Source organism: Rathayibacter sp. AY1E8 (assembly GCF_002931415.1).
GTDB lineage: Bacteria > Actinomycetota > Actinomycetes > Actinomycetales > Microbacteriaceae > Rathayibacter.
This window is the reverse complement of record NZ_PSVI01000011.1, coordinates 43,029-68,943: the sequence shown is the minus strand read 5'-3', so window position 1 is coordinate 68,943 and position 25,915 is coordinate 43,029. Positions and strand designations below refer to the sequence as shown.

The window sequence follows — 25,915 nt, the reverse complement described above, 5'->3', positions numbered from 1 at the left end:
TCGCGCCGGGAAGACCCTCCGGGGGCGCCCGCTGAGGCGGTCCGTCCGGAAGTCGTGGCGAGCCTAACCGAGTCGGAGAACCGGTTCAATAGATTTCGGAGAACCGGTTCACCGATCGCCCGGGTAACGCCCCCGGCGACCCGGTCGACGTCAGCCGCGCGCCCGCCGCCACGAGGGGACGACGCCCCGGCTGGTGCCCGGCGAGAAGGGCGCGGTGGTGCCGAGGTCCACGACCACCGCGGGCAGCAGCTCCGTCACTCCCGGAGTCGCGGTGCCGGCGAGCTCGTCGAGCACCAGGTCGACCGCCCGCGAGACCATCTCGTCGCCGGGCAGGTCCACCACGGTGACCGGCTGGTCGGCGTGCCGCATCACCGCCTCCGGGGCGATGGTCATGATCGAGCAGTCCTCCGGGACCCGCAGGCCCAGGCCGCTGAGGCGCTGGAGGAACGGCTCGAGCACGCCCGGCCCGTGAGTGACCACGGCGCTCAGGCCGGGGAGCTGCTCCTGCGCCTGCTCGAACCAGTCGTCGACGTCGTCGGTGCTGGGGATGACGGCGCCCCGCACGCCGCGCAGGCGGCACTGGTCGAGGAAGCCCTCGCGGAACCGCAGGGCGAAGGCGTAGCCGCTCTCGTAGGCGTCGGGGCCCATCCCGAGGACCGCGATCTCGACGTGCCCGAGGTCGGCGAGGTGGTCGACGGCGACCCGCGCCGCGCCGTCGAAGTCGAGGTCGATCGCGCTGAACGGGCTGCCCTCGCCCGGGTAGCCGACCAGCGCGGTCGGCAGGCCGATGCTCGCGAGGACCGGCAGCCGGGGGTCGTCCCGGCGGATGTCCATCACGACGAGCGCATCGGCGAGGACGTCGCGCGCGAGCTCCCCCTCGCCCGTGCCCATCATCAGCAGGTCGAAGCCGCGGGCGCGGGCCGCGTACATCGCCGCCCGCACGAAGCGCATGAAGACGTCGACATCGGTCTGCCGCGACTCCGGATCGACGGAGGCGAAGAAGCCGAGGATGTTCGTGCGCCGCAGCGCCAGGGCCCGCGCCATCGGGTCGGGCCGGTAGCCGAGCCGCTCCACGCTCGCGAGCACGCGCAGGCGGGTCGCCTCCGGGAGCTTCTTGTTGCCGGAGAGCACGTAGGACACCGTGCTGCGGGCCACCCCCGCATCGGCCGCGACGTCGCGAATGGTCACCATGGGCTCAGCGTAGTGAGGGCGCGGCGACGGGAGGGCCCGCCGGCGACCCCCTCGACCGGTGGGCAGCAGCGTGCATACCAGGGCGGTCCGGCCGTCCCGCCGTGGGTGGAGAGCCGTCCGCCGCGAGCCGCGCGACGGCGCCGACGGACGCAGGCCGCGGACGAGCAGTCGGTCACGGTTGCGCGCGGGTCCGACGGGCACGTACGGTCGACCCGTACCTCGTCGCGAGCCGCGACGTCGGTGCGGCCGCTACACCGGCCGATCCAGCGGCTCGCGGTCACAGGGGCTCCCCGCACGGAAGACGGACTCTTGCGCTCCAGCACCGGTACTGCGTCCACGACGCAGCAGCTGCTCTCGCACTGACGTCCCCCGTGCCCGCCCCTCAGGGGCGAGCCGTTGCTCCATCGGAGTCCGGTGGTCGTCGTGCGCCGACACCGACCCCTGGAGCACCGTGCCCTCCACTTCCCGCACCACCCCGCCCGCCGTCGTCCTCCACGACTGCACGTTCGCCTGGCCCGACGGCTCCGTCGTCCTCGACCGCGTCACCGCTGCGTTCGGACGCGGGCGCACCGGTCTCGTCGGCGCGAACGGCGCCGGCAAGTCGACCCTCGTCCGCCTCGTCACCGGCGGCCTCTCCCCCACCGCCGGGAGCGTCTCGACGACGGGACCCGTCGACCTGCTGCCCCAGCGCCTCCGGCGAGGGCCCGACGACACCGTCGCCGATCTCCTCGGGATCCGGCATCGCCTGGACGCTCTGCACGCGATCCTCCGCGGCGACGCGGATCCGCGGCACTTCGAGGTGCTCGCGGACGACTGGGACCTCGAGGCCCGAGCGCTCGCCGCACTCGGCGACGCCGGTCTCGACCTGGGGGAGGCGGACCTGCTGCGGCCGGTCGCGACCCTCTCCGGAGGGCAGGCCGTCCTCACGGCCGTGACCGGCGTCCGGCTGCGCGGTCGGCCGATCGCCGTGCTCGACGAGCCGACGAACGACCTCGACCGGCGCTCCCGAGGGCTTCTGCTCGACCTGGTCGACCGGTGGCGCGGGACGCTCGTGCTCGTCAGCCACGACCGGGAGCTGCTCGAGCACGTCGACGAGGTCGCGGAGCTGCGCGACGGGGCGGTCCGCACCTCCGGCGGGACGTTCTCGGCGTTCGAGGAGCGGCTCGCCCTCGAGCAGGCGGCCGCGGAGCGCGATCTGCGCGACGCCGACCGGCTTCTCCGCGCCGAGCGGCGGCAGCGCATCGAGGCCGAGACGACCATCGCCCGCCGGGCGCGGGCGGGGGCGCGATCGGCGGAGTCGATGCCCGCGATCCTCGCGAACGCGCGGAGAGGACGAGCCGAGGCGACCGCGGGACGGCTGCGCTCCGGGCACGGGGCCGCGGAGGCGCGGGCGCGCGAGCAGGTCGACGCCGCGTCGCGAGCAGTCCGGGACGACGACCGGGTCCGCCTCGACCTGCCGGACCCCGGGGTCGCGGCCGGGCGCCGTCTGGCGGAGGTGACGGTGCGCGGCCGGACGACGGTGCTCCAGGGGCCGGAGCGGATCGCCGTGGTCGGCGCGAACGGGACGGGGAAGACCACCCTGCTCGAGCACCTCGTCGGGGCGCCGGGTGCGCGGGAGCATCCGCTCGCCGGCACCACGGCCCGAGCGCTGACGGAGCGGGTCGGCTGGCTCCCCCAGCGCCGCGAGGGACTCCTCGACGAGGAGGCCACCGTGCGGGAGCACGTCTCCCGGGCCGCGCCGGATCGTCCGGCGGTCGAGCTGCGGAATGCCCTCGCGCGGCTCCTGGTGCGCGGCGACGTGGTCGATCGGAGGATCGCGTCGCTCTCGGGCGGCGAGCGGTTCCGCGTCGCGCTCGCCGGGCTCGTGCTGGCGCAGCCCGCTCCGCAGCTGCTCGTGCTCGACGAGCCGACGAACGATCTCGATCTCGCCACGACCGACCACCTCGTCGACGTTCTCGCCGCCTGGCGGGGCGGCCTAGTCGTCGTCAGCCACGACGAGGCGTTCCTCGACCGGCTCGGACTCCACTCCCGAGTGGTGCTCGACGCGGAGTGACGGCTGGTCCCCCGGCCCCCGGCGGTTCTGGCCTCGACCGGGCCCCTGCCGCCGGGGAGACTGGCCGGGCCCCTCCCGCCCCCAGCGAACGGACCGACGTGCTCACCGGACTCAGCGCCTTCCCCCTCACTCCGCTCCGCGACGACAGCATCGACGAGCGGTCGTTCGCCGCTCTCGTCGAGCGGCTCGCGCGGGCGGGAGTCGACTCGATCGGCGCACTGGGCTCGACCGGCTCGGCTCCGTACCTGGACCGCGGCGAGCGCCGGCGCGCCGCCGAGATCGCCGTCCGCAGCGCCGGCCCGGTGCCGGTCGTGGTCGGGATCGGGGCGCTGCGCACCTCGCAGGTGCTGGCGCTCGCCGAGGACGCGCAGAGCGCCGGGGCGAGCGCGGTGCTCCTGGCGCCGCTCGGCTACCAGCCGCTGACGGACGAGGACGTGCTCGGGCTCTTTGAGGACGTGACGGCTCAGCTCTCGGTGCCGCTCGTCGTGTACGACAACCCCGGGACGACGCGCTTCTCCTTCTCCGACGACCTCTACGGGGCCGTCGCCCGGCTGCCGCAGGTCGCCTCCCTCAAGATCCCCGGCGTGCCGGAGGGACCGGGCGCCGCGGCGGCGCGCGTCAGCGAGATCCGGGCGCGGGTGCCGGAGGGGGTCACTGTCGGGGTCTCGGGGGACGCCGCGGGTGCGCGCGGGCTGCTCGGCGGCTGCGACGCCTGGTACTCGGTGATCGGCGGCATCTTCCCGCGGACGGCGCTGTCGATCGCCCGGGCGGCGCAGTCGGGCGATGAGGCGGCGGCGATCGCGGGATCGGCACGCCTGCAGCCCGTCTGGGACCTCTTCGCGGAGCACGGCGGCAGCTACCGCGTGGTCGCGGCGATGGCGGAGCAGCTCGGTCTCGCCGAGGCGCGCTGCCTCCCGCGTCCGGTCCGCGGGCTCGGTGCACGGGCGCGGGCCCGGGTCGCGGAGGTCCTGGCGGAGCTGGGGCCTGTGCTGGAGTGATCCGCGGACGGGTCGGCGGGAGGACGGCTCGGACGGCGTGGTCGTTCCGGACAGCCGGAGGGGCGGGCCGGGGATGTCCCCGACCCGCCCCTCCGGCGGAGCACGCGACCTCAGCAGGCCTTGGACGCGCGGTAGGTGTTGCGTCCCGCCGCCACGAACAGCGCGTCGAGGACTCGGGCCTTGCCCGGCGCCACGGAGTAGCAGCTGCCGTCGAAGTCGGCGATGATGTCGGCCTTGCGCTCGACCGTGCTCGACCCGCAGTTGCGGAAGACGAGAGCGCGCTGGCGCAGGACGCCCTCGGGTCCGAGGGTGGCGCCGGTGGCCACCTCCTGGGCTCCGCACGCGTAGTTCCCGGCGCTCACGTACTGTCCGTTCGCGACCTCGGCCGCGGAGGCGGGCGTCGCGACAGCGACGACGCCGACGGAGGCGATGGCGCCCGTGAGGGCGAGGGTGGCAAGAGTTCGTCGAAGAGTCATGGTCGTTTCTCCTTCTGCTTCTCGGTCCCTTCACGCTGGCACCGGTCCGCCGACGAGCGCGAGGAACCTGGGAGCCTTCACACCGGGGGGCCAGACCGGTGCGGGGAAGTGCTCCCGAACGGAGCGAAAGGGTCGGAACCGGTGGGGCGGGCGATCAGGAACGGGCCTCTCCTTCGCTTCCTGAGCGCCTCGATCCGCCGCCGATGCGGTCGCCGAGCCGTGGATCGTTCCGCCCCTGCGGCGTCGTCCCTCCGCCGTCTCGCGACTGGCGCGCATCGACGGGTCGTCCGGCCGGTCCTCCGACTAGCGTTGCAGGCACACCCCCCCCGCCGACCCGGACCGCTCCGCCGACCTCGTCGGTTCGCGGTCCCTGCACGAGGAGCCCCCGTGTCCCCCGACGATTCAGCAGTACCCCCCTCTCGAACTCCCGGCCTCCGGCGGCGCGCCGTCATCGGCGGCGCCCTCACGGGTGCTCTCGCTCTGGGCGCGGCGACGCTCCCGGCCGCCTCCGCCTCCGCCTCCCCCGTGCCCGGCCTGCCCGGGGAGAGGACCCGCACGATCAACGTGAGGACGAAGAACCGCGGCGTGCTCTACGACGTCCTCACGGTCTCGATCGCGGGCGACCTCGCGCGGATCTTCGTGCCGCAGACGGTGAAGCCGCGGCAGGCCGCGGCGGTACCGGTGATCTGGTTCATCCACTCCGCGCAGGCCGACCACACCTCGCTGTCCAGCGTCTTCGCGTACCCGGCCGAGCTCGCCGTCGAGCGGGGCGCCATCGCGATCTGCCAGACACTCGGCGGAACGATCTGGACCAACGACACCGCGCAGAAGCACCAGCGGAACGGCTACGCCTACCTCTCCGGCCAGTTCCCGATCGCCGCCAGCTACCTCTGGGCGATGTCGGCCGGCGGCGCGCTCGCCTGCGAGGACTACGGCGCGCGGGTCTTCCCCGGCATCAACGGCGTCTACCTGGTCAACGGCGTCTACGACCTCCGCGACACCCACGACCGCACGACGCGGGGCCGCATCTCGATCGGCGGTGCCTTCGGCGGCAGCACCGCTCAGATCGACTCCCACAACCCGAAGCGGCTGCCCGCCTCCGCCTGGGCCGGCGCGAACATCCGCGCGGTGGTGTCCGACACGGCCCACCCGGACCCGAGCGTGCCGCCGGCACTGCACGGGCTCGCCCTCGTGAAGAAGGCGACGGCCACGGCCAGGGAGGCGACCGTCCGGACGCACGCGCTCGGCCACAACGCACCGTCGTGGGTGAACCAGGACGGCATCGACGCGATCTTCCGCTGGCACGCCGGGCTGGCCGCCGCGCCGGCGCCGTCGGCGACGCCGACCCCGACGAAGACCCCCGTCGTCCGCCCGTCCACCGCGGGCCGCTGGGACTTCGACCAGGCGGACGCCCCGTACGCGGGAGAGCCGGGGTCCCCGTTCCGACCCCGCTGAGCGGTCCGGACGCGACGGCGTCCCTCGGGATGCGCTGACCGTCACGGGCCCGCGGCGGGAGCGCTCGGCCGCAGTGAGACCGGGCCTACGTCCCCTCCGCGGAGCTCCGCGGCGCCCTCTTCCGGACAGGGCCGCTAGAGGACATTGTCAGCGGCGGGACGGCCGTGCCACGGTTCGAGGACGGCCGATGAGGGCCGTCCCGATCGAAGGCAGCACATGCGCTCCAGCACCGTCCCTCGTCCGCCCGCCGTCCAGGACGGCACGTCGCAGCCGCGGGATCCAGGAGCGGCGCGGCGGCTCCGGCGGGGTCTGCTCGGGTTGACCGCGGCCGTCGCGCTCCTCGTCGGCACCGCCGTTCCTCTCGCGGCGGTCGCCGCTCCGTCCGCCCCTGTCCTCGGGGTGGCGGCCTGGGGAAGCGGCACCGACGGGAAGACCACGGTCCCGGCCGGGGTCGAGGGCGTCCTCTCCCTCGCCGCGGGCCGGACCCACAGCCTCGCCGCGAACGGCGACGGCGGGGTCGTCGCCTGGGGCCGCGGGTCGTACGGGCAGACCAGCGTCCCCGACGGTCTCACGGGGGTCGTCGCGGTCTCCGCCGGCGACTACAGCAGCCATGCGCTGAAGAGCGACGGGACCGTCGTCTCCTGGGGCTACGACGGCGACGGGCAGGTGTCGAGGAGTGCCGCGCTGACCGGGATCGTCGCGATCTCGTCCTCCCGCGACAACAGCCTCGCGCTCGGCAACGACGGCACCGTCACGTCGTGGGGCAGCAACGGGCTGGGCGAGGGCCTGGTCCCGGCCGGCCTCGGAGGCGTCACGGCCATCGCCGCGGGCCAGCGCCACAGCCTCGCCGTGTCCGGCGGGAGGGTGGTCGCCTGGGGCTGGGACCTCTACGGGCAGACCGACGTCCCCGCGGGGCTCGAGGGCGTGGTGGCCGTCGCGGCGGGAGAGACCCACAGCCTCGCGCTGAAGGAGGACGGCACCGTCGTCGCCTGGGGCGCGAGCTCCGACTCGGTCGTCGTCGACTACGGCCAGACCACGGTGCCGGAAGGCCTGTCCGGGGTCGTGGCGATCGCCGCCGCGTCCGACTACAGCCTCGCGCTGAAGGGCGACGGCACGATCGTCGGCTGGGGCCGGAGCTCGGCCGGGCAGCTGCAGTCCCCCGCCGGCCTCGCCGGCACGACGGCTCTCGCAGCCGGACCCGATCACGTGCTCGCCCGGGGCCCGCGTCCGGTCCTGACGGCGGATGCTCCTCCCGCGTCCGGGCCGCTCGGAGCGGCGGCCTCGTACACCTTCGCGGCCGACCGCCCCGCCTCGTTCGCGATCGCCTCCGGCTCCCTCCCCGACGGCCTGACCCTCAGCGCGTCCGGGCTCCTCTCCGGCACGCCGACGACCGCGGGGACGTCCACCTTCGCCGTCTCCGCGCGGAACCCCTTCGGCTCCACCGTCGGGGCCCCGCACACGTTCGCCGTGGCGGAGACGACGGTCGCGCCGACCCTGGCCGGCGACCCGCCCGCCGCGACGGTGGGCACCCCGTACGACTTCGACTACAGCGTGACGGGCACACCGGCGCCGACGGTCTCGCTCGTCTCCGGAACGCTCCCCGCCGGCCTGAGCCTCGATGATCGTGGCGGCCTGACCGGGACGCCGACCGCCGACGGACGCTCCACCTTCACCCTGCGGGCCTCGAACGCTGCGGGGAGCGCGGAGACCACCAGCACCGTCGTCGTCTCCCCCGCCGCCGCTGCACCGGCGATCTCCGGCACCCCCGGGCCGGGCGTCGTCGGCACCGCCTACGACTTCGGCTACACCGTCTCGGGCTTCCCCGCGCCGTCGGTGGCCGTCTCCTCCGGTGCGCTCCCGTCCGGCCTCACCCTGACTCCGGCCGGGCGCCTGACCGGGACTCCGTCCGCGCCGGGCACCTTCACGTTCACGCTGGCGGCCCGCGCCGGCACCGCCTCCGCGGAGACCACCAGCACCGTCACCGTCTCGTCGCCGACGGTCGCGCCGACCCTCTCCGGGACGGTCGCGGCCGGCGTCGTCGGCTCGGCCTACGACTTCCGCTACGCGGTGAGCGGTACGCCCGCTCCGTCGGTCTCCCTGGTCTCCGGCGCACTGCCCGCCGGGCTCACCCTCGACGCGACCGGGCGCCTCTCCGGGACGCCGACCACGGCCGGGACCACCACCTTCAGCATCCAGGCCGCGAACTCGGCGGGCACGGCTCGGGCGACGAGCACGCTGACGGTCTCGCCGAAGCAGGTCGCGACGAAGGCCGATCTGCGCGTCGACCTCTCCGGGCCGGCCTCTGCGGTGAAGGGGAGGACGCTCACCTACACCCTCATCACGACGAACGCCGGTCCGGCTGCGTCGGCGTCGGTCGTCTCGCAGGTCGTCCTGCCCGCGGGTGTGCAGTTCGTCTCTGCGACCGGCTCGTACACCAGGGTCGGGAACGTCGTGGTGTTCCAGCGGGCCGGCCTGGCGGACGGGCGGACCGTGTCGGAGAAGATCACGGTGAGGGCGGCCGTCTCGGGCACGGCGACCGCGCTGGCGGCGGCGTTCTCGACGAAGACGCCCGACCCGTCCATCCGCAGCAACGCGGACACGGCGAGCACGACGATCCGCTGACCGCGGGAGCGTGACGGCGGGCGGTCCCTCGCGGGCCGCCCGCCGTTCTCGGTGCGCGAGCGTCGAGGTCCGCCGCGTCCGCGCCTCGTCTTCGACCGCTAGCCGGCCTGAGGGCGGTAGAAGCGCACGACCGGGAGGGCAGCCGTCGGAGCCTCGCGCACGACGATCTCGAGGCGCTGGATCAGGGCCGGGACGGTCGGCGTGGTCTCGAGCCGGCACTCGAGCTCTCCGTCGCGGCCCGGCAGGAGGAAGGCCGCCTGCGCCGCGGAGGCGCTCCAGAGCAGCCGCTCCACCAGCGGCCTCGCGGTCGGGTCCTCGGCGAGCCCGCCGATCTCCGCGATCGCCGTGGCGAGGCGGCGGGCGCGCACGTCGGCCGGCACATCGCTCAGCAGGTTGGGGCTGAACAGGGCGCCGCTGCCCGGCTCCCCCGCCCGGGTGAGGTCTCCCGCGACGATCGCGGCCTCGACGGCGGCGGCCGCGGCGAGCGTCGACGGGAGGAGGGTGATGGTCCGCGCCGGAGGAGCGGTGTCCTCGAGGGCGGCGCGGAGCAGTCCCGTCGCGGCGGCGGCGAGCTTCGCCCCGTTCGCGGTCGCGAAGACCACGGCCCCCAGGCCCGACTCCAGATGCCACCGCATGTTCGACGACCAGCCCGGCAGGCCGCCGGAGTGGTGGGCGATCCCGCCGAAGCGGACGTCGTGCTCGACGACGAGGCCGAACCCGTACGCGGAGCCGTCGAGCGTGCTCTCGACGGTGCGAGGGCTCAGCGCGGGGACCGGCGTCCAGCCGCGCTGCATCTCGCGGCGGGAGGCACGGCTCAGCACCGGGTCGTCGTCCGCGCCGTCCTCGCCCTCGAACGCGGAGGAGAGCCAGCCGCTCCAGCGGGCGATGTCGCCGACCGTGCTGAACATGCTCGCGGCGCAGGCGCCCGCTCCGGTGCCGGTCACGGGGCGGGGCACCCAGGTCCCTCCGTCGTCGAAGGTGCTGAAGCCGGCCGCCAGGTCGGTGCCGTCGGGGTAGTCGCCGCTGTCGTAGCGGGTGTCGTGGAGGCCGAGCGGCTCGAGGATCGTCCGCGTCGCGAAGGTCGGGAAGTCCTCCCCGGTCACGTTCTCGACGAGCACGCCGAGCAGCCAGAAGCCGATGTTGGAGTACTGGTAGACCTCACCCGGCCGCTCCGTGAAGGTCAGCCCGCGGCTGACGACCTCGAGGAACTCCTCCCGCGTCAGAGCCATGACGTCGTCGGCCCAGCCGTTGTCCTCCGGGAGCCCCGAGCAGTTGCTGAGGAGCATCCTGATCGTCACGGGCAGCGGCAGGCCCGCGGAGTCGAGCGGGTCGGTGAACTCCGGCACGTGGTCGGCGACGCGGTCGTCGAGGCGGAGCAGCCCGCGGTCGCGCAGGATCAGCACCGCCGCCGCCTCGAAGCTCTTCGACATGGAGGCGATGCGGTGCACGGTCCCGGGCCCGGGAGCGGCGCCGTCGAGGCGGTGCTCGCCGCGGCCGTGGTGGACGAGCAGCCCGCTGCGGTCGAACAGGGCCCAGCTCAGCGAGGGGGCCGGCGGCGCCTCCTCGTCGAACCACCGGGCCAGCCGGTCCTGGAGCGGCGGGGAGAGGAGCGTCGGCCGAGGGAGCGTCATGCCCTCATCCTCCCGCACGCGGCACAGGCCGCCGCGGTCCCGCGGGTCACCGCGGAAGGACGCCGTCCGGGCTCAGCCAGTCCGGGCGGCTCCCCTCGACCGCGTCCAGGACGTCCTCCTGCGGGCCGGTCGCCGATCTCCGCGGCGACGGCCGCTCCGGCGGGCTGACGGGTCCCGGCGAGAGCCCGAGCGACCGCCGGCACCTGCGAGCCGGACGAGGAACTTCTCAGGTCCTCTTGCGTGTCGCAGGCGCGGAACCTAGTTTTGTCGAACCGGTTCGAAGCACTGTTGCTCCGACCCCGGACCGACGCCCGCCGTCGTCCGGCCGGCTGTCCCCACAGAAAGTGACCAGCGTGACAACGATGTCCTCCCCGAGGCGCGGCACCCGCTCCCTCGCCCTCGCGCTGAGTGCCGCGACACTCGCCGCCCTCGCCGTCGCTCTCCCGAGCGCCGAGTCCGCCTCCGCGGCCGACACCACCGTCCCCGCCGACGCGCTCATCCTCCAGTACGACTTCGAGCAGGGGCAGGTGTCCGGATCCACGGTCGCCGACCTCTCGTCGAAGAAGCTCGACGGCACCGTCGTCAACAGCGCGAGAGCGACGTACGTCGCGGGTCGGAAGGCCGGTACGACCGCGATCGACCTTCCCGGGGGCGCGGCGGACTCGACCTCCGCGCCGTACCTGACCGTGCCGAACGGGCTCTTCCAGGGCGTGACGCAGACCACCGTCTCCGCCTGGACGAAGTGGTCCGGCACCGGAGGCTTCCAGTGGCTGTGGTGCCTGGGCATCAGCCCCGACGCCGCGTCGGCCTTCGCTCCGTCGTTCGACGGCGGCAGCGCCCGCGCGATCATCAAGCAGCTGAAGGACGGCGGCGAGACCGGAGTCTCCAGCTCCTCGCCGCTGCAGAAGGACCAGTGGGTCAACGTCACCGCGACGATGGACGGCACGACCGTGACCCTGTACCTCAACGGTCTGCAGGTCGCGACGGCTCCCGCCTCCGTCGACCTCGCGAAGCAGCTCTACTCCGCCTCCGCCTCCAAGAGCGGCAACATCGGCCGGGCGCTCTGGAACGTGCACCCCTACTTCGACGGAGCGATCGACGACTTCCGCGTCTACAACCGGGCTCTGACCGCCGCGCAGGTCCGGGGTCTGGCGGGCGACGCCGCGCCGGCCGTCACCGGCGTTCTCTCGACGAGCGTCGCGGTCACCACCGGCATCGGCGTCGCGCCGGCCCTGCCGGGGGTCCCCGCCACCTACTCCGACGGCGTGAACCGCGACGCCCCGGTCACCTGGGAGAGCGTCCCCGCCTCCGCGTACGCGAAGCGCGGCACCTTCACCGTGAAGGGCACCGTCACCGGCCTCGGCACCGCGGTCACGGCGACCGTCACGGTGCGCGCACTCGACGAGATGACCATCGACCTCGGCGCGAGCACCGGGGAGTTCATGGGCGGCGCGTCCGGCACCCTCTACGGGGTCTACGGCGAGGGCCTCCCCTCCGACAACCTCCTCGAGGGGATCGACCTGCGCACGGTCTCGACCAAGGCGCAGGACGGGCCTCAGCATCCGGGCGCGGACGCGCTGAGCGTCGCTAAGGCCGTCGCCGACACCTCGGACGGCGACACCTACATCTACATGACGGACATCTACCGCGGCTTCCCCTACGAGTGGCCGGGCAGCACTCCCCAGGAGAAGCTGGCCGACTACCAGGCGAAGATCGCCACGCAGGTCGACCAGGTGCTCGCGCTCCCCGAGGAGTACCAGGACAACATCGTGTTCGTGCCGTTCAACGAGCCCGAGGGCAACATGTTCGGCAACGGGAAGTGGAGCTACAACGGGAAGAGCTGGCTGGAGGACCCGACCGCGTTCTTCGCGGCCTGGGACAGCACCTACGCGCTGATCCGCGACAGGATGCCCGACGCCCGCATCGCCGGACCGAACACCAGCGTCCTCTACGACCAGGTCCGCGGGTTCATGACCCACACGCTCGAGCAGGACACCGTCCCCGACGTGATGACCTGGCACGAGCTGAGCGCCCCGGGTGAGATCCGCACCAACGTCGACCGCTTCCGGGCCTGGGAGGACGAGCTGTACGCGGGCACGTCCTACGCCGGGAAGCACCTGCCGGTGAACCTCAACGAGTACGCCTTCAACTACCACACCTCCGTGCCCGGCCAGATGGTCCAGTGGATCAGCGCGCTCGAGGACAAGAAGGTCGACGGCGACATCGCCTACTGGAACATCGACGGCAACCTCTCCGACTCCGCGGTGCAGGCCAACCGCGCCAACGGCCAGTGGTGGCTCCTCAACGCCTACGCCTCGATGACCGGCGACACCGTCGCGGTCACGCCGCCCAAGCCCGGCCAGAGCTACACACTCCAGGGCGTCGCGACCCTCGACACCGCGGCCAAGCAGGCGAGAGCCCTCTTCGGAGGCGTCGGCGGCTCGCAGAAGGTCGCGTTCGAGCGCATCCCGGCCGCCACCTTCGGCTCGAAGGTCCACGTGGAGGTCAGCGAGATCCGCTGGACCGGCCAGGTCGGCGACTCGGGAGCCCCGCAGACGGTCAAGGAGTTCGACGCGTCCGTCGTGGACGGCGCCCTCTCGCTCGACTTCGGCGGATCCCTGCCCGCGCTCGACGTCGACTCCGCCTACGAGGTCGTCCTGACCCCGGGCGCCAACGCGTCGTCCCCGTCCGCCTCGCCCGTCGCCTTCCGCCAGAAGTACGAGGCCGAGGACGCCCGCTACACCGGATCGCGGAACCTCAACGGACCCGAGGGCTCGCCGACCAACGTCGGCGGCTTCTACACCTCGGGCGGACGCAACGTCGGCGGGATCCGCACCGGCGGCGACCTGAAGCTCGACTTCGCGGTCACCGTCCCGAAGGACGGCGAGTACGACCTCAGCGTCTTCGCCAACTCCCTCAACACCTACGCCGCCAACGCCCAGCAGGGTCCGATCAACGCGTTCCTGAGCGTCGACGGCGCTGCGGAGCAGGAGATCCTCCTTCCGCTGGCCTACAAGTTCGTGGTCTGGGACCACGCGGACACCAAGGTGAAGCTGACCGCCGGCACCCACACGATCTCGCTCGCCGCGAAGAACCTCGCCGGCACGAAGTCGACCGTGGGCGACGCGATCGTCGACAAGATCGAGCTCTCCCTCCCCAGCGCGGCCGCCGCGACCTCGATCCACGAGGCCGAGACCGGCACGCTCGAGAACGGAGCGACGGCCGACTACTCCCGCGCCGGCGTCTCCGGCTCGGGCACGGCGACGCTCACCAGCGGCGCCTCCACCACCGTCTGGGGCTACTCCGCGAAGGACGCGCCGTCCTCCGTGACCGTGGACACCCTGGGCGGCGGCACCGGCGACCTCTACGTCAACGACGTGAAGGTCGGGCCGGTGGGCGCGAGCTCGACCCGCCAGGTCTTCCTCTCGGGCGGCGTGAACAAGATCGAGGTCGTCGGCACGAGCGGCACGCTCCTCGTCGATCGGATCGTCATCGGAGCGAGCGCGAACCCGCCCGCGACGACGAGCTACGAGGCGGAGGCGGCCACGATCACCGGCCCCGCCACGGTCCGCGACCTGTCCTTCGCGTCGGGCGGCAAGGCCGTCGGGAACATCGGCGGCGGACGCGACGGCGACTCGACCCTGACCTTCGGCGACGTGAAGGCCGAGCAGGACGGGACGTACGCGCTCACGCTGCGCTACTCCAACGAGGAGCAGTCCCCCGCGACGCACTACAACCCCGACCCGCTCGCCCGCCACGCGGACATCACGGTCAACGGAGTGACGCAGCGCGTGCTCTTCCCGCACACGTTCCACCAGAACCAGCTGTGGGACCTGAGCGTGCCGGTCACGCTCAGGAAGGGCTCGAACACCATCGCGATCACCTCGAAGGAGCTCCCGGGCTTCGACGGGACGACCTACCTCTCCGACACCTTCCCCGGCGTCCTGCTCACCTCGCAGTACGCGCCCAACATCGACAGGATCTCTGTCACGCCCTTCGTCGGGCGGACCACGGGCCTGACGGTGAGCGGCACGGCGGCCTCGCGCTGCACCGCGGGGAAGGTCACGATCACGGGGACGGCGACCAACACCAGCGCGGTCGCCGCTGACGTCACGATCGGCTCGGCCTGGGGCACGAAGACCTTCACCGGGGTCGCTCCCGGCAAGACGGTCTCAGCCGCCTTCAGCACCCGCGCTGCGAGCGTCGGAGCCGGCGCTCTCGACGTGCGGATCGCGGGGACGGTCGACGGCGCTGCCGCGAGCGGATCCACGGCACCGGCCTACGGTGCGGCGCGCTGCGGCTGATCCGTCCAGAACGCCCTGACGCGGCCGGGCACCTCGTGCGCCCGGCCGCGTCGGCGTGTCGTCGGGACCGGAGGTTCCCCGACGGGGACGAGCGCGCCGTGGACGAGCAGAGCGCCGGAGCCGCAGCGTCCGGTCCTCGCTCCGGGGACGCGGCGACCGAGTTGCGTGCGCCGCGCCGCACTGCCACTCTCGACACGGTTCGAGCGGGGGTGGAGATGGCCACGATCGGAGACGTCGCGAAAGCGGCAGGGGTCTCTCGCAGCACGGTGTCGTACGTCCTCTCCGGCAAGCGCAGCATCTCCCCCGAGACGCGCAAGCGCATCGAGGACGCGATCGCCGAGCTCGACTTCACGGTCAACGCCGGAGCACGGGCGCTCGCGACGCGCCGCACCATGGCGCTGGGCCTGCTCGTCCACTTCGACCCGGACGAGTTCGCGCCCGCGATGGTCGAGTACGTCCTCCCCATCACGGCCCGCGCCCGCGAGCTCGGCTACGACGTGCTGCTGGCCACCGAGGCCGACGGGGCGGCTGCCGTCCGCCGGCTCACGCGCTCCGGCCAGGTCGACGGACTGATCCTCCTGAGCGTCGCGGACGACGACGACCGGCTGCCCGTCCTGCGCGCCTCGCGGCGGCCCGGTGCCGCCCTCGGCGTGCCCGCGGACGCCTCCGGGGTGGACGTCTTCGACCTCGACTTCGGCGACGCGGCCCGCCTGCTGATCGAGCACCTGGGCGCCCTCGGGCATCGGAGCATCGGTCTCGTCACCCCTCCTGAGCGCGTCTTCGACCGCGGAGGGACCTACGGGCTCCGGTTCCGCGAGTCGGCTCTCGAGACCGCCGGTCGGCTCGGGATCGAGCTGGTGCTGCGCCCGGCCGCCACCGCCGCCGACGCCGTCGAGCCGATGGTCACGGCGTTCCTCGACGACAACCCCGGTCTCACGGCGCTGGTCGTCCACAGCGACCGGACCATCGCGATGCTTCCCGCGATCCTGGGCCGACGCGCTGTCGCCGTGCCCGGGCAGCTGTCCGTCGTGAGCCTGTACTCGGCCGAGTTCGCCCGCGACTTCTCGCTCCCCTACAGCTACGTCGAGACGGGTGCCGCCGAGCTCGGCGCGCACCTGGTCGACACGCTCGTCGAGCGGATCGAGCAGCCGTCCCGCGGCGAGGAGCCGTCGATCCGCCTCCTGCCCGCGCGTCTCGTCGACCGCGGGAGCGCCCGCGCGGTCTGAGGACCGCTCCGGAGCCCCCGAGGCCCGGTCAGAAGCGCGAGGCGACCTCGTAGAGGACCTCGTCGTCGCCCGCGTAGACGCCGTCGCGCCGCGGCCAGTGCGCGATCACGTCCGTGAAGCCGAGCTCCTCCGCCCGGCCGGCCATGTCCTCGAACCGGGCGACGCTCTCGAGGGAGTAGTCGCTCCCGGAGTCGAGCGAGAGGTGGCGCTCGACGGTGCGCGGGTCGCGCCCGGCCGCCTCGAGCGCCGCGTCGAGCCGCCGGGAGAGGGACGCGACCGCCCGCCACCACTCCTCGCTCGACACTCCCTCCGGGCCGGTGGTGACCCAGCCCTGCCCGCGCTCGGCGACGAGCGCGAGGCCCTTCGGCCCGTTCGCGGCGAGGACGAACGGGACGCGGGGGCTCTGCACGGGCTCGCCCACCATGCGCGCCGAGCGGGCGGTGAACCACTCCCTCTCGAGGTCCACGCCGCTCGAGCCGGGCTCCTCGAAGCGCAGCAGCGCGTCGAGGGCCGTGACGAACTCGGTGAAGCGCTCGTGCCGCTGCCGGGGCGAGTAGTCGGGCTGCCCGAGCACGCGCGCGTCGAAGCCCGTGCCGCCCGAGCCGACCCCGAGGATCGTCCGACCGCCCGAGATCTCGTCCAGCGTCGCGATCTCCTTCGCGAACGGCACCGGGTGGCGGAAGTTCGGGGAGGCCACGAACGTGCCCAGGCGGAGCGTCTCGGTCACCATCGCGGCAGCGGTGAGGGTGGGGACGGTCGCGTGCCACGGCTGGTCGGCGAGGGAGCGCCAGGAGAGGTGGTCGTAGGTCCACGCGTGGTCGAAGCCCAGGCCCTCGGCCGACTGCCACTTCCGGCGGGCCTCGGCCCACGGGTCCTGCGGGAGGATGACGATGCCGTGTCGCATCGTCCGAGTGTACGAGCGCCGTCGGGTCAGAGCGCGGCGGGCGGCACCGGGGGCGGATCGGGCACCTCGTCCACGACCGAGCGCGGGACCATCAGGGTCGGCATCCGCACGCGCAGGCGCAGCGGTTCCCGCTCCGACGCGCCGAGCAGCTCGCGGGCGGCGCTCCGCACCTGCCGGGCGAGCGCCGGGTGCACGGCCCCCGGATCCTCGAACGCGGAGACCAGCTCGCGCAGCACTCGGGTGGTGCTCCGCGGGTCGCCGTCCTGCCTGGGCATCGGATCGGCCCCTCACTCTCGGCACGGCCGTCAGGGTCCCGGCGGTGCAGCGGATGTCTCGCGCCGACGGTAGGGCCGGGGACGGCGCCGTGGCACTGAGGTTGACAACGGGAGGACCCGGCGGATCGCGGTGCGCGGGGTGCGATCCGCGGCGAGGGGGGCCCTGGCGTGGATCGACGGCCGCCGCCAGCAGAGCCCCATTCCACGACCGCGTCCGTCCGGTCGCGGCTACTCTCGGGGCGTGATCACGACGACGGAGCGGGTGGACGACTGGATCGAGGGCTGGTGCCGTGCACGCGGCGTGCAGCGCGTCCGCGAGGACGAGGCCTGGCTGGTCGATGTCGGAGCGGAGTCGCGCACGCGGGAGCGGATCCTGGTCGATCCGTCGCCCTCCGCGCTGCAGGCGGGCGCCGAGCAGACGGCCGGGCCCCGGGAGTGGATGACGGTCATCGGCCTGGGCGACGACGCCCGCCTCGCGCCCGCCGCCGGGCTGGAGCTCGTGTCGGGCGACGAGAGCCTGATGGCGGCGTCCCTCGGCCCGAGCCGCACCGCCGAGGGAGCCCTGCTCGAGGGAGCCGTGCTCGAGGCCGCCGACGGAGTGGCGGGCGTCCGGCTGCTGGTCGACGGAGTCGTCGCCGCTCAGGGCACCGCCGCCGTGCACGGGACGGTCGCGGTCCTGGACAGGATCGAGGCCGATGCGCGGTTCCGCCGACGCGGACTGGGACGGCGGGTCGTCGACGCCCTCACCGCCTGGGCTCGGTCCGAGGGTGCACGGAGCGGTCTCCTCGTCGCCAGCGCGGACGGCCGCGCCCTCTACCTCACCCTCGGCTGGGAGGTGGTCGCGCCGGTGCGCATCTGGCGCGGGGCCGCACTCCGAGATCCGGGACAGGGCTGCGCGGCCGCCGGGCGATGAATTCCCGGTCCGCCCCTCCGGGAGCGCACGTCCGCGTGAGTGCGGAATCCCGCGCAGCGGACACAGGCGGCGGAGAACGGCGGAGCAGCAGTGGAGCGGCCGCCCGCAGATCCGAATTCAGCCGATAAAATCATCCTCGAAAGAGGGACACCGGCTAATGCTCACACGGCCTTGTCCGAGAAGCGGATCATCCGCTTCTCGGACTCGTGTCACCGCCCTCGTGTCGTCAGCCGAGTGCGCCCTTCTCGGCCGAGTAGAGCTGCTTCACCTGCTCCGCGGTCAGCGCCCGGTCCCACACCCGCAGTCGGGCGAGGGAGCCGGCGAAGCGGTTGATCATCGTGCCGTCCCGGCCGACCGCTCCGACCACGAAGTCGCCCGGAGCCGCGTTGAGGCCGTCGGGGTAGACGTAGGGGTTCTTGGCGTAGGTCGCGCCGAGCTTGTCGGTGTACACCGGGTACGCGGTGGCGGCGCCGTCGAGGTACGAGACCGCGACTGCGCCGTCGTACGTCCCGACGTGCAACTGCCACACGCCGCGCGTGATCCGGCGGGGCTCCACCGAGTAGTCGCGCGAGTACGGGTAGCCGGGCGTCGGCCCGCCGAGCTTCGAGACGTGCATGCACACGCGCTCCCAGCCGCCGTACTCAGGGAGGTTGTTGAACAGCGCATAGGAGCGCAGCGGCCCGACCGTCGACTCCTCCCAGACGCCCGCGATGCAGGCGCCGTCCGCGTCGGAAATGAGCACCCACACCGCGATCGTCACCTGGCCGGTCGAGGCGCCCAGGTTGAGCGGGCCGACCTCGTCCTTGGGGACGACCAGGTGGTCCGTCGTCCCGTTGAGGGCGACTCCGGTGCCGAACGGCGTGGCGACGGCGCGGGCGGAGGAGCCCGCGCCCTGCCGGAGCGCCGGAGCGCCCGCGACGGCCGAGGCGAAGGGGGCGGCGCTCTCGGCGAAGGACCACTCCGCGATCGGCGTGGGCACGGTGACCGTGGGGACCGGAGCGGCGTCGCCGACCACGAACGCGTCGAGGATCAGGTTGGTGCCGCTCGAGGCCGGGTTGCGGCCGCTCCCGCGGCGGATGGTCACCGTGTGCGGCCCGGCCGCGAGCTGTCCGCTGCTCCAGACCGTCTGCTTCGACCGCGTCGCGGCGCTGTAGCGGTCGACGGACGCGACCTTGACTCCGTCGAGCTCGACCTCGTTGATGCCGGACGAGCCGGTGAGGCGGCTGATCCAGCTCACGCTGGTACCCGTGAAGGCGAGGGTTGCGGAGGCGCCCGCGGTGGTCGAGTAGGCGATGCTGCCGCCGCTGTCCGTGCTCGCCTTCAACGTCGACCAGGTGCCGGTCGTGACGATCGGGGCGGCGCCGTTCTCGTAGGTGCCCGCTCCGGGCAGCGTCGTGGCCGGCGGAGGCGTCGCGTCGCCGACCACGAAGGAGTCGAGCAGCAGGTTGGTCCCGGTCGAGGCCGGATTGCGGCCGCTCCCCCGGCGGATCGTCAGCGTGTGCGGCCCGGCGGCGAGCTGTCCGCTGCTCCACACCGTCTGCTTCGAGCGGGTGGACGCGCTGTAGCGGTCGACGGAGGCGACCTTCACACCGTCGAGCTCGACGTCGTTGATCCCGGAGGACGACGTGAGTCGGCTGATCCAGGCGATGCTCGTGCCGGTGAAGGCGAGCGTCGCGGAGGCGCCGGAGCTGGTCGAGTAGGCGATGCTCCCGCCGCTGTCCGCGGTGGCCTTCAGCGTCGTCCAGGTGCCGGTGGTGACGATCTGCGCGGCGCCGTTCTCGTAGGTGCCCGCGCCGGGCAGCGTGGACACGGGTGGCGTCTCGGGCTCGGGCGCCGTCTGCGGCACGGGGCCCTCGGTGATCCAGCGCTGGAAGGTGTCGAGCATCTCCTTGTTGGTGAAGCTCGGGACCTTGTGCCCGTCGGTGCCCTCCCCCGGGTGGGTGCGGACCGTCGCCTCCTTCGCCAGGGGCAGGGCCGCGGCGTGGAGGGCGGCGCCGTGCAGGGCGAACGGCACGACCTTGTCGTCGGGCGATCCTGTGATCCTCAGCCGCGCACCGCGCCACACCGACGCGGGCAGCCGCGCCGGGTTGGTGGCGGCGATGGCCGCGGCGTCGGCGTACTCGGGGCCGATCCGGTCCGGTTCGCTCGCCGCCCGCTCCTCCATGTCGTAGGAGCTGTTGCAGAGGTACGCGCCCCGGATGTTCGGCACCATCCGCTTCCCGTAGGCCCAGGTCAGAAGCGGCCCGCCCCCGGAGTCGGAGCGCAGGAGGCTCGCGTCGATCCGCCATACCGACGAGGCCCAGGCGACGACAGCGGCCTGGATCTCGATCGCCCGCGGGCTCGACCAGATGCTGCCGCCGTAGGTCGGGCAGATGCTGACGATGCCGCGGTCCACGGCGAGGTCGGCCGAGTACGCGAAGGCGCTCGAGAGCGCCGTGTGGGTGCCGTTGCGGGCGTGGTAGTACCAGAGCATCGATGCGCCCCTGGTCTGCGACGGAGGCGTCGCGTGCGGCACGAACAGGCGCGCCCGGTCCCCCGCGACGACGACGTCGATGATCTCGTAGCGCTTCCCGCCCGTCTTCGACGTGGCGGTGGACAGGCGCGAGACCTCGCCGGGCAGTCGGGGCACCGCGGCGAGGTCGCCGGCCGCGAGGGCCGGCGTCGCGAAGGCGATCGCGCCCGCGCCGGCGACGGATCCGGCGAGGATCGTGCGGCGGGAGAGAGCGGAGAGGGCCTTGACGCCCGACCGGGAGCCGGTGCGGGAGGAGTCGGCGGAGTCGCCGACGGCAGTGTCCTGAGGAGTCACGGAAGAGAGAGCCTTTCCGATCGTCACCGTTCCGGGTACACCGATCGAAAGAGGAGGAGAAGGCGTTCAGTGAACGAGCGGCAGCGCTCGCGCTACTGATGCGGATCACCTTCTCCTCGAGAAGGAAAGGGAAGCCGGATCAGGCTAACAGAGGGGATGAGAAGGGGTTCAGTATTTCTACCCACCGTTTCATCAACCGGAGAAGAAGGAATCGCTTATCCGGCCGCTTATCGTCCCTTTTCCGGTGACACGACGCGTGCTGGACACCGCCGTCTGGCAGGATGCCCCCGTGTCGGAGACGGGTCGGCTGCAGCGGGGCGGCGCCCTCCCCGTGCTCCTCGTGTTCCTCCGCCTCGGGCTGACCTCGTTCGGCGGGCCGATCGCGCACCTCGGCTACTTCCGCGAGGAGTTCGTGGTGCGCCGCGGCTGGCTGACCGATCGCGCGTACGCCGACCTCGTCGCGCTGTGCCAGTTCCTCCCCGGACCCGCGTCCAGCCAGGTCGGGATGGCGGTCGGCCTGCAGCGCGCGGGGCTCGCCGGACTGGTCGCCGCGTGGTGCGGATTCACGCTCCCCTCGGCGATCGCCCTGGTCCTCGTCGCCGGGCTCGTCGCCGGTGCGGGCGATGTCGCCTCCGCCGGCTGGCTCCTGGGCCTCCAGGCGGCGGCGGCCGCGGTCGTCGCGCAGGCCGTGCTCGGGATGGCGCGCTCGCTCGCACAGGACCGCCGCCGCGCGACGATCGCCGGCGCGGCGGCCGTCGCTGTGCTCCTCGCCCCGGAGCCCGCGCTGCAGGTGGCGGTGATCGCGGCGGCGGGCCTGGCCGGCGTCCTGTGGCTCCGCCGCGAGGAGGCGGCTCCGGACGAGGGCCCGGGCTTCGCGGTCCGGATCCCGATGGCGCTCGCGGTCTCGGCCCTCGCCCTCTGGGGGCTCCTCCTGGCCGGCCTCCCCCTGCTCGCCGCTCTCACCGGCGAGGGAGCGGCGGGTCTCGCCTCCGTCTTCTACCGCGCGGGCGCTCTGGTGTTCGGGGGCGGCCACGTCGTGCTGCCTCTGCTGGAGGCGCAGACGGTCGGCGCCGGCGCGGTCAGGCAGAGCGAGTTCCTGGCCGGCTACGGCGCGGCGCAGGCGGTGCCGGGCCCGCTCTTCACCTTCTCCGCGTTCCTCGGCGCGGTGGGCGCGGGGACGCCGGACGGTGTCGCGGGGGCGGCGATCGCGCTGGTCGCGATCTTCCTGCCGGGCGCTCTGCTCGTGGTCGGCGTGCTCCCGTTCTGGCAGCGGCTGCGGCACCTGCCGGTCGCGCAGAGGGCGCTGGCCGGCGTGAACGCCGGCGTGGTGGGACTGCTCGGCGGCGCCCTCTACGACCCGGTGCTGACGGAGGGCATCGGCTCGACCGGCGCTCTGGCGCTCGCGATCGGCGCCTTCGTGGCGCTGACGCGCTGGACCGTGCCCCCGTGGATCGTCGTCCTCGCCGCCGCGGGCCTCGGCGCCCTGCTCCTCTGACTCCCTCCGGGGACGACGATCCGGACCAGCCCTGGCAGTCTGGACGCATGAGGGCTCGGGGGACGACAGCGGCAGTGGCGACGACGGCAGCGGCGGGGCTCCTGCTGCTGGGCGGGTGCACCGCCGGCGGCGGGGCCGAGGCGGGCGCCACGGCGTCCGCGCCCGCCTCGCGGACGCCGAGACCCGCCCTCACCGACCTGATCACTCCGAGCCCGACCCCCTCCGCACCGGCGACCGCCGAGCCGGTCGGAACCGTCGTCGACGCCGGGCCGGTCGGCGAGGGAGTCCCCGCCACCGTCTCGGGCACCGGCCCGGCCGACGTGTCGTTCCAGCGGCAGGGCGAGTTCGCGGTCGTCCTGAGCCTGGACTGCTCGGCCTGCACCGGCACGGCGATCGTCACCGCCGCGGGCCGGATGACGCCCTTCGGCGAGGCCGCCGCCCCGATGACGGGGTCGTTCCTGACCGGGATCTTCCGCGACGACCCCGTCGAGCAGCAGGTGATCGTCCGAGCCGACGGGCCGTGGACGCTCGGCCTGCAGAGCTGGAACGACCTCGCGACGGTGAGCGGTGCGCAGTCCGGCACCGGCCCGGCCGTCCTGTTCTTCTCCGACGACGTCCCGCGCGTGACGGTCGACTTCACGCCCGCGGGTCCGGACGACTCGTTCTCCGGCCGCGTATTCACGACCTCCGATCAGCCGCAGCTGTTCGGCGACTCCGTCGCCTTCTCCGAGGTGTTCGAGGCCGACCTGCCCGGCGTCATGGCTGTCCAGACCGAGGGGACCTGGACCGTCACGCCGACGCCCTGACCCGGGGTCGCGTCGCGCCGGCCGCGGAGTCGGGGAACGGGCGCCCCTCGGCCCAGACCCGCTGCACGCGGAGCGATGCGTCGAGCAGGACGACGTCGGCGCGGTACCCGGGGGCCAGCAGGCCGAGGTCGCCCCGGCCGAGCACGCGGGCGGGAACGGCGGTGAGGGCGGCGACGGACGCCTCCAGCCCGAGCCGGCCGGGCCCGACGGCGCGCCGCAGGGCCTCCTCCTGCGTGAGCGTGGATCCGGCGAGCACAGCGGTGCCCGCGAGCCGGGCGACTCCGCCGAGCACCTCGACGTCGAGCGGGCCGAGGCGGTGCGCTCCGTCGCCCGCCCCGGCCGCCGCCATCGCGTCGGTGACGAGCGCGATCCGCCCGGGAGCCGCCGCGAACGCGAGCCGCACCACCTCGACGTCCACGTGCCGGCCGTCGAGGATCAGCTCGAGCGCGACCCGCTCGTCTCCCAGGGCCACCGGGATCGGGCCCGGGGAGCGGTGGCCGATCCCGGGCATGGCGTTGAACGCGTGCGTGACCAGCCGGGCTCCGCGGTGGAACGCGGCCCGCGCCTGGTCGGCGTCCGCCTCGGTGTGGCCCACCGCGACCACCGTGCCGGCGCCGGCGAGCCGCTCCACCGCCGCGAGGGCTCCCGGCAGCTCGGGCGCGAGCGTGATCTGCGCGAGGCGTCCGCGAGCGGCGTCCAGCAGCCGGTCGACCGCGCCGGAGGAGGGGTGCACGAGAGCCGCGGGGTCGTGCGCTCCCCTGCACGAGGGCGCGAGGAACGGGCCCTCGAGGTGGGCGCCGAGCACGAGCGGGTCGGCGGCCGCGAGAGCCGAGACCGCGTCCAGAGAGGCCTCCAGCTGCTCCAGCGGTGCCGACACCAGGCTGACCAGCGAGCGCGTGGTGCCGCGGGAGCGGTGCAGCGCGAGGCCCGCGCGGATCGCCTCCGCTCCTCCGTCGAAGCGGTGACCGCCCCCTCCGTGCACGTGGAGGTCGAGGAAGCCCGGGACAGCGGTGAGGCCCCGCGCGTCGTGCAGCTCCGCCCCCTCCGCCTGCGCCTGCCAGCCGGCGCCGGTGCCGGTCGCCGTGATCGCGCCGTCCCGCGCGAGGAGCCAGTGGTCCTCCACCGTCCCGGCCGCGTCGACCTTCCGTGCGCTGTGGATGATCAGCGCGGCGTGCGCCATGCGGTCGTCTCCTGGGTGTCGGTTCCGGATCGGCGGGGACTCCGCCCCCTCCCGACGATGGCACAGCCCCTGCCGGTCGAGCCGGTCCGACACCGATCACTGCGCCACCCGAACGCATTCCGCGCCTCCGCGTCACGAACAGGGACCTCGCGCGTCTCCTGTGCATGCCTCCCCTGGACACCCGGACCCCCGCCCCCCGCCTCGCCGCCTCCCGCCGGCCGCTCGACGTCGTCGCCATCGCGGCGGCCGCCCTCGTCAACGAGCGCTACCTCGATCGGCGCTTCACCGTCCACCACCTCGCCGCCGAGCTGCGGATGCCCGCCCTGCTGCTGCGGCTGCGGTTCCGCCGCTGCTACGGGCTCGGCCTCGACGAGCACCTCGCCCTCCGCCGACTCGAGCTGGCCGCCGTTCTGATGGCGAGCACCCCCGTCGCTCTCGGCGGCCTCGACCGCATCGCCCGGGGCTCCGGCTACCGGGGCACCGCCGAGCTGGATCGCGACCACCGGAAGCACCGCCGGTCCTCCGCGCTGGCCGCCTGGTTCCGGGCCGCCCCGCGTCCCGAGCGCGAGCACCGGCCCGGCACCCGGCCCGAGGAGGAGCTGCTCGCCGCAGCGCCGGGCGCCGCGACGCCGGCCCGCCCCAGCAGCACCCGCTCGGCACCGGTCACCCCGCTGAGGCGCCGCGCCTGAGCCCGGCCGCGGAGCGGTACAGTGCCACGATGCGCACCTCCGGAACCCGCCGATGACGGCCGTCCGCTACGTCGCGATCGGCGATTCCTTCACCGAGGGCGTCGGCGACGAGCGGCCGGACGGCACCCCGCGCGGCTGGGCCGATCTGACGGCCGCGGGATGGGCGGCGGCCACGGGCGAGCGGATCGAGTACGCCAATCTCGCGATCCGGGGCCGGCTCATCGCGCCGATCCTCGCCGAGCAGCTCGAGCCCGCGCTCGCCCTGGGCCCGACCCACCTCTCCTTCAACGGAGGCGGCAACGACATGCTGCGCCCGCGCGCCGACATCGAGCGGATCGCCGACGCCTACCTCCGTGTGCTCGAGCGCTGCGACGAGCAGGGCGTCGTGCTGATCGCCCTGGCCGGCGCCGACCCGTCTCCGCGGCTCCCGCTCGGCTCTCTCATCCGCCGCCGCGGGGACGCGCTGACCGACGCCGTCCTGCGCCGGACGAGCCACCGGACCGACGTGGTCGTCGCCGACAACTGGCACGACCCCGCTTTCGCCGATCCGGAGCTGTGGTCGGAGGACCGCCTGCACCTCGGCCCGCGGGGACACCGGCGGGTGGCCGACCGGGTCCTGCGGGCGCTCGGGCTCACACCGCCCGCCGCGCTGCCCGACGCTCCCGAGGCCGCACTCCGGCGCGGCGGAACCGTGCAGTACTACCGGCAGCACGTCGCGCCGTGGGTGCGGCGCAGGCTCACCGGCACGTCCTCCGGGGACGGCCGCGCCGCGAAGTACGCGGGCTTCGTGCCGATCGACCCGGTCTGACGCCTCCTCCGAGGAGCACGGCCCTCGTTCGACGCGCAGGGATCGCCCTGTGAGGCGGTCAGCGGCGACCACTCGTGGCCGCT

At 74.0% G+C, this 25,915-nt stretch carries 18 protein-coding genes; 11 read left to right on the top strand and 7 right to left on the bottom strand.

Annotation, left to right across the window (positions count from 1 at the left end; all coding sequences use genetic code 11):
• Positions 1-150 precede the first annotated feature (150 nt).
• Positions 151-1,191: a LacI family DNA-binding transcriptional regulator gene (locus tag C5C74_RS04995; protein WP_104222050.1), complete on the bottom strand. Its 1,041-nt coding sequence runs from the start codon at positions 1,189-1,191 to the stop codon at positions 151-153.
• A 451-nt stretch (positions 1,192-1,642) separates the two neighbouring features.
• Between C5C74_RS04995 and C5C74_RS04990 the strand changes: the two genes are divergently transcribed.
• The gene (locus C5C74_RS04990; protein ID WP_104351090.1) at positions 1,643-3,244 is read left to right on the top strand and encodes an ABC-F family ATP-binding cassette domain-containing protein; all 1,602 of its coding nucleotides are present in this window, start codon (positions 1,643-1,645) and stop codon (positions 3,242-3,244) included.
• 98 nt (positions 3,245-3,342) lie between these two features.
• Entirely contained in the window at positions 3,343-4,242 is a 900-nt protein-coding gene (locus C5C74_RS04985) for a dihydrodipicolinate synthase family protein (protein WP_104351089.1), read from the top strand.
• 110 nt (positions 4,243-4,352) lie between these two features.
• Here the strand turns inward: C5C74_RS04985 and C5C74_RS04980 are convergent, their stop codons facing one another.
• Positions 4,353-4,718, bottom strand: a complete 366-nt coding sequence (locus C5C74_RS04980; RefSeq protein WP_104222056.1) for a hypothetical protein — start codon at positions 4,716-4,718, stop codon at positions 4,353-4,355.
• A gap of 387 nt (positions 4,719-5,105) precedes the next feature.
• Here C5C74_RS04980 and C5C74_RS04975 point away from each other — a divergent pair, with 387 nt between their 5' ends.
• Both C5C74_RS04975 and C5C74_RS04970 read left to right on the top strand, forming a co-directional pair.
• The gene (locus C5C74_RS04975; RefSeq protein WP_104351088.1) at positions 5,106-6,173 is read left to right on the top strand and encodes a hypothetical protein; all 1,068 of its coding nucleotides are present in this window, start codon (positions 5,106-5,108) and stop codon (positions 6,171-6,173) included.
• Positions 6,174-6,389: 216 nt separating this feature from the next.
• The gene (locus C5C74_RS04970; protein ID WP_104351087.1) at positions 6,390-8,795 is read left to right on the top strand and encodes a putative Ig domain-containing protein; all 2,406 of its coding nucleotides are present in this window, start codon (positions 6,390-6,392) and stop codon (positions 8,793-8,795) included.
• Positions 8,796-8,893: 98 nt separating this feature from the next.
• On the opposite strand, the gene C5C74_RS04965 is transcribed toward C5C74_RS04970, so the two are convergent.
• Entirely contained in the window at positions 8,894-10,426 is a 1,533-nt protein-coding gene (locus C5C74_RS04965) for a serine hydrolase (RefSeq protein ID WP_104351086.1), read from the bottom strand.
• A gap of 362 nt (positions 10,427-10,788) precedes the next feature.
• Between C5C74_RS04965 and C5C74_RS04960 the strand changes: the two genes are divergently transcribed.
• On the top strand, positions 10,789-14,730 hold the full coding sequence (locus C5C74_RS04960) for a LamG-like jellyroll fold domain-containing protein (protein ID WP_104351085.1): 3,942 nt from the start codon (positions 10,789-10,791) through the stop codon (positions 14,728-14,730).
• A gap of 215 nt (positions 14,731-14,945) precedes the next feature.
• Positions 14,946-15,956: a LacI family DNA-binding transcriptional regulator gene (locus C5C74_RS04955; protein ID WP_104246852.1), complete on the top strand. Its 1,011-nt coding sequence runs from the start codon at positions 14,946-14,948 to the stop codon at positions 15,954-15,956.
• Positions 15,957-15,984: 28 nt separating this feature from the next.
• Here the strand turns inward: C5C74_RS04955 and C5C74_RS04950 are convergent, their stop codons facing one another.
• A complete protein-coding gene (locus tag C5C74_RS04950) occupies positions 15,985-16,860 on the bottom strand; it encodes an LLM class flavin-dependent oxidoreductase (RefSeq protein WP_104351084.1) in 876 nt (291 codons plus the stop codon).
• Between the two features lie 26 nt (positions 16,861-16,886).
• Positions 16,887-17,135: a hypothetical protein gene (locus C5C74_RS04945; RefSeq protein ID WP_146076891.1), complete on the bottom strand. Its 249-nt coding sequence runs from the start codon at positions 17,133-17,135 to the stop codon at positions 16,887-16,889.
• A 241-nt stretch (positions 17,136-17,376) separates the two neighbouring features.
• On the opposite strand from C5C74_RS04945, the gene C5C74_RS04940 reads away from it, so the two are divergent.
• Positions 17,377-18,048 carry a GNAT family N-acetyltransferase gene (locus C5C74_RS04940; RefSeq protein ID WP_219813440.1) on the top strand — a complete coding sequence of 224 codons (672 nt, stop codon included), beginning with the start codon at positions 17,377-17,379 and terminating at the stop codon, positions 18,046-18,048.
• 226 nt (positions 18,049-18,274) lie between these two features.
• Here the strand turns inward: C5C74_RS04940 and C5C74_RS04935 are convergent, their stop codons facing one another.
• Positions 18,275-20,854: a LamG-like jellyroll fold domain-containing protein gene (locus tag C5C74_RS04935; protein ID WP_104351083.1), complete on the bottom strand. Its 2,580-nt coding sequence runs from the start codon at positions 20,852-20,854 to the stop codon at positions 18,275-18,277.
• Between the two features lie 289 nt (positions 20,855-21,143).
• Here C5C74_RS04935 and chrA point away from each other — a divergent pair, with 289 nt between their 5' ends.
• Complete coding sequence (chrA, locus tag C5C74_RS04930; RefSeq protein ID WP_258064097.1) at positions 21,144-22,349, top strand: chromate efflux transporter; 1,206 nt, start codon at positions 21,144-21,146, stop codon at positions 22,347-22,349.
• Between the two features lie 74 nt (positions 22,350-22,423).
• Positions 22,424-23,155 (top strand): hypothetical protein, encoded by a 732-nt coding sequence (locus C5C74_RS04925; protein ID WP_104351082.1) that lies wholly within the window; start codon positions 22,424-22,426, stop codon positions 23,153-23,155.
• Here the strand turns inward: C5C74_RS04925 and C5C74_RS04920 are convergent.
• Positions 23,139-24,335 (bottom strand): N-acetylglucosamine-6-phosphate deacetylase, encoded by a 1,197-nt coding sequence (locus C5C74_RS04920; protein ID WP_104351081.1) that lies wholly within the window; start codon positions 24,333-24,335, stop codon positions 23,139-23,141. The two genes, C5C74_RS04925 and C5C74_RS04920, sit on opposite strands and share 17 nt — an antisense overlap.
• Positions 24,336-24,499: 164 nt before the next feature.
• Here C5C74_RS04920 and C5C74_RS04915 point away from each other — a divergent pair, with 164 nt between their 5' ends.
• Together C5C74_RS04915 and C5C74_RS04910 are read left to right on the top strand one after the other, a co-directional pair.
• Positions 24,500-25,024, top strand: coding sequence for a hypothetical protein (locus tag C5C74_RS04915; RefSeq protein ID WP_104351080.1), 525 nt, complete (start codon positions 24,500-24,502; stop codon positions 25,022-25,024).
• 52 nt (positions 25,025-25,076) lie between these two features.
• Complete coding sequence (locus C5C74_RS04910) at positions 25,077-25,832, top strand: SGNH/GDSL hydrolase family protein (RefSeq protein ID WP_104351079.1); 756 nt, start codon at positions 25,077-25,079, stop codon at positions 25,830-25,832.
• Positions 25,833-25,915 lie beyond the last annotated feature (83 nt).

Excerpts from the sequence above, each read along its gene's own strand:
- C5C74_RS04995 (WP_104222050.1), bottom strand. The coding sequence starts at position 1,191 with ATGGTGACCATTCGCGACGTCGCGGCCGATGCGGGGGTGGCCCGCAGC.
- C5C74_RS04980 (WP_104222056.1), bottom strand. The coding sequence starts at position 4,718 with ATGACTCTTCGACGAACTCTTGCCACCCTCGCCCTCACGGGCGCCATC.
- C5C74_RS04970 (WP_104351087.1), top strand. The coding sequence starts at position 6,390 with ATGCGCTCCAGCACCGTCCCTCGTCCGCCCGCCGTCCAGGACGGCACG.
- C5C74_RS04965 (WP_104351086.1), bottom strand. The coding sequence starts at position 10,426 with ATGACGCTCCCTCGGCCGACGCTCCTCTCCCCGCCGCTCCAGGACCGG.
- C5C74_RS04960 (WP_104351085.1), top strand. The coding sequence starts at position 10,789 with ATGTCCTCCCCGAGGCGCGGCACCCGCTCCCTCGCCCTCGCGCTGAGT.
- C5C74_RS04955 (WP_104246852.1), top strand. The coding sequence starts at position 14,946 with ATGGCCACGATCGGAGACGTCGCGAAAGCGGCAGGGGTCTCTCGCAGC.
- C5C74_RS04950 (WP_104351084.1), bottom strand. The coding sequence starts at position 16,860 with ATGCGACACGGCATCGTCATCCTCCCGCAGGACCCGTGGGCCGAGGCC.
- C5C74_RS04945 (WP_146076891.1), bottom strand. The coding sequence starts at position 17,135 with ATGCCCAGGCAGGACGGCGACCCGCGGAGCACCACCCGAGTGCTGCGC.
- C5C74_RS04920 (WP_104351081.1), bottom strand. The coding sequence starts at position 24,335 with ATGGCGCACGCCGCGCTGATCATCCACAGCGCACGGAAGGTCGACGCG.
- C5C74_RS04915 (WP_104351080.1), top strand. The coding sequence starts at position 24,500 with ATGCCTCCCCTGGACACCCGGACCCCCGCCCCCCGCCTCGCCGCCTCC.
- C5C74_RS04910 (WP_104351079.1), top strand. The coding sequence starts at position 25,077 with ATGACGGCCGTCCGCTACGTCGCGATCGGCGATTCCTTCACCGAGGGC.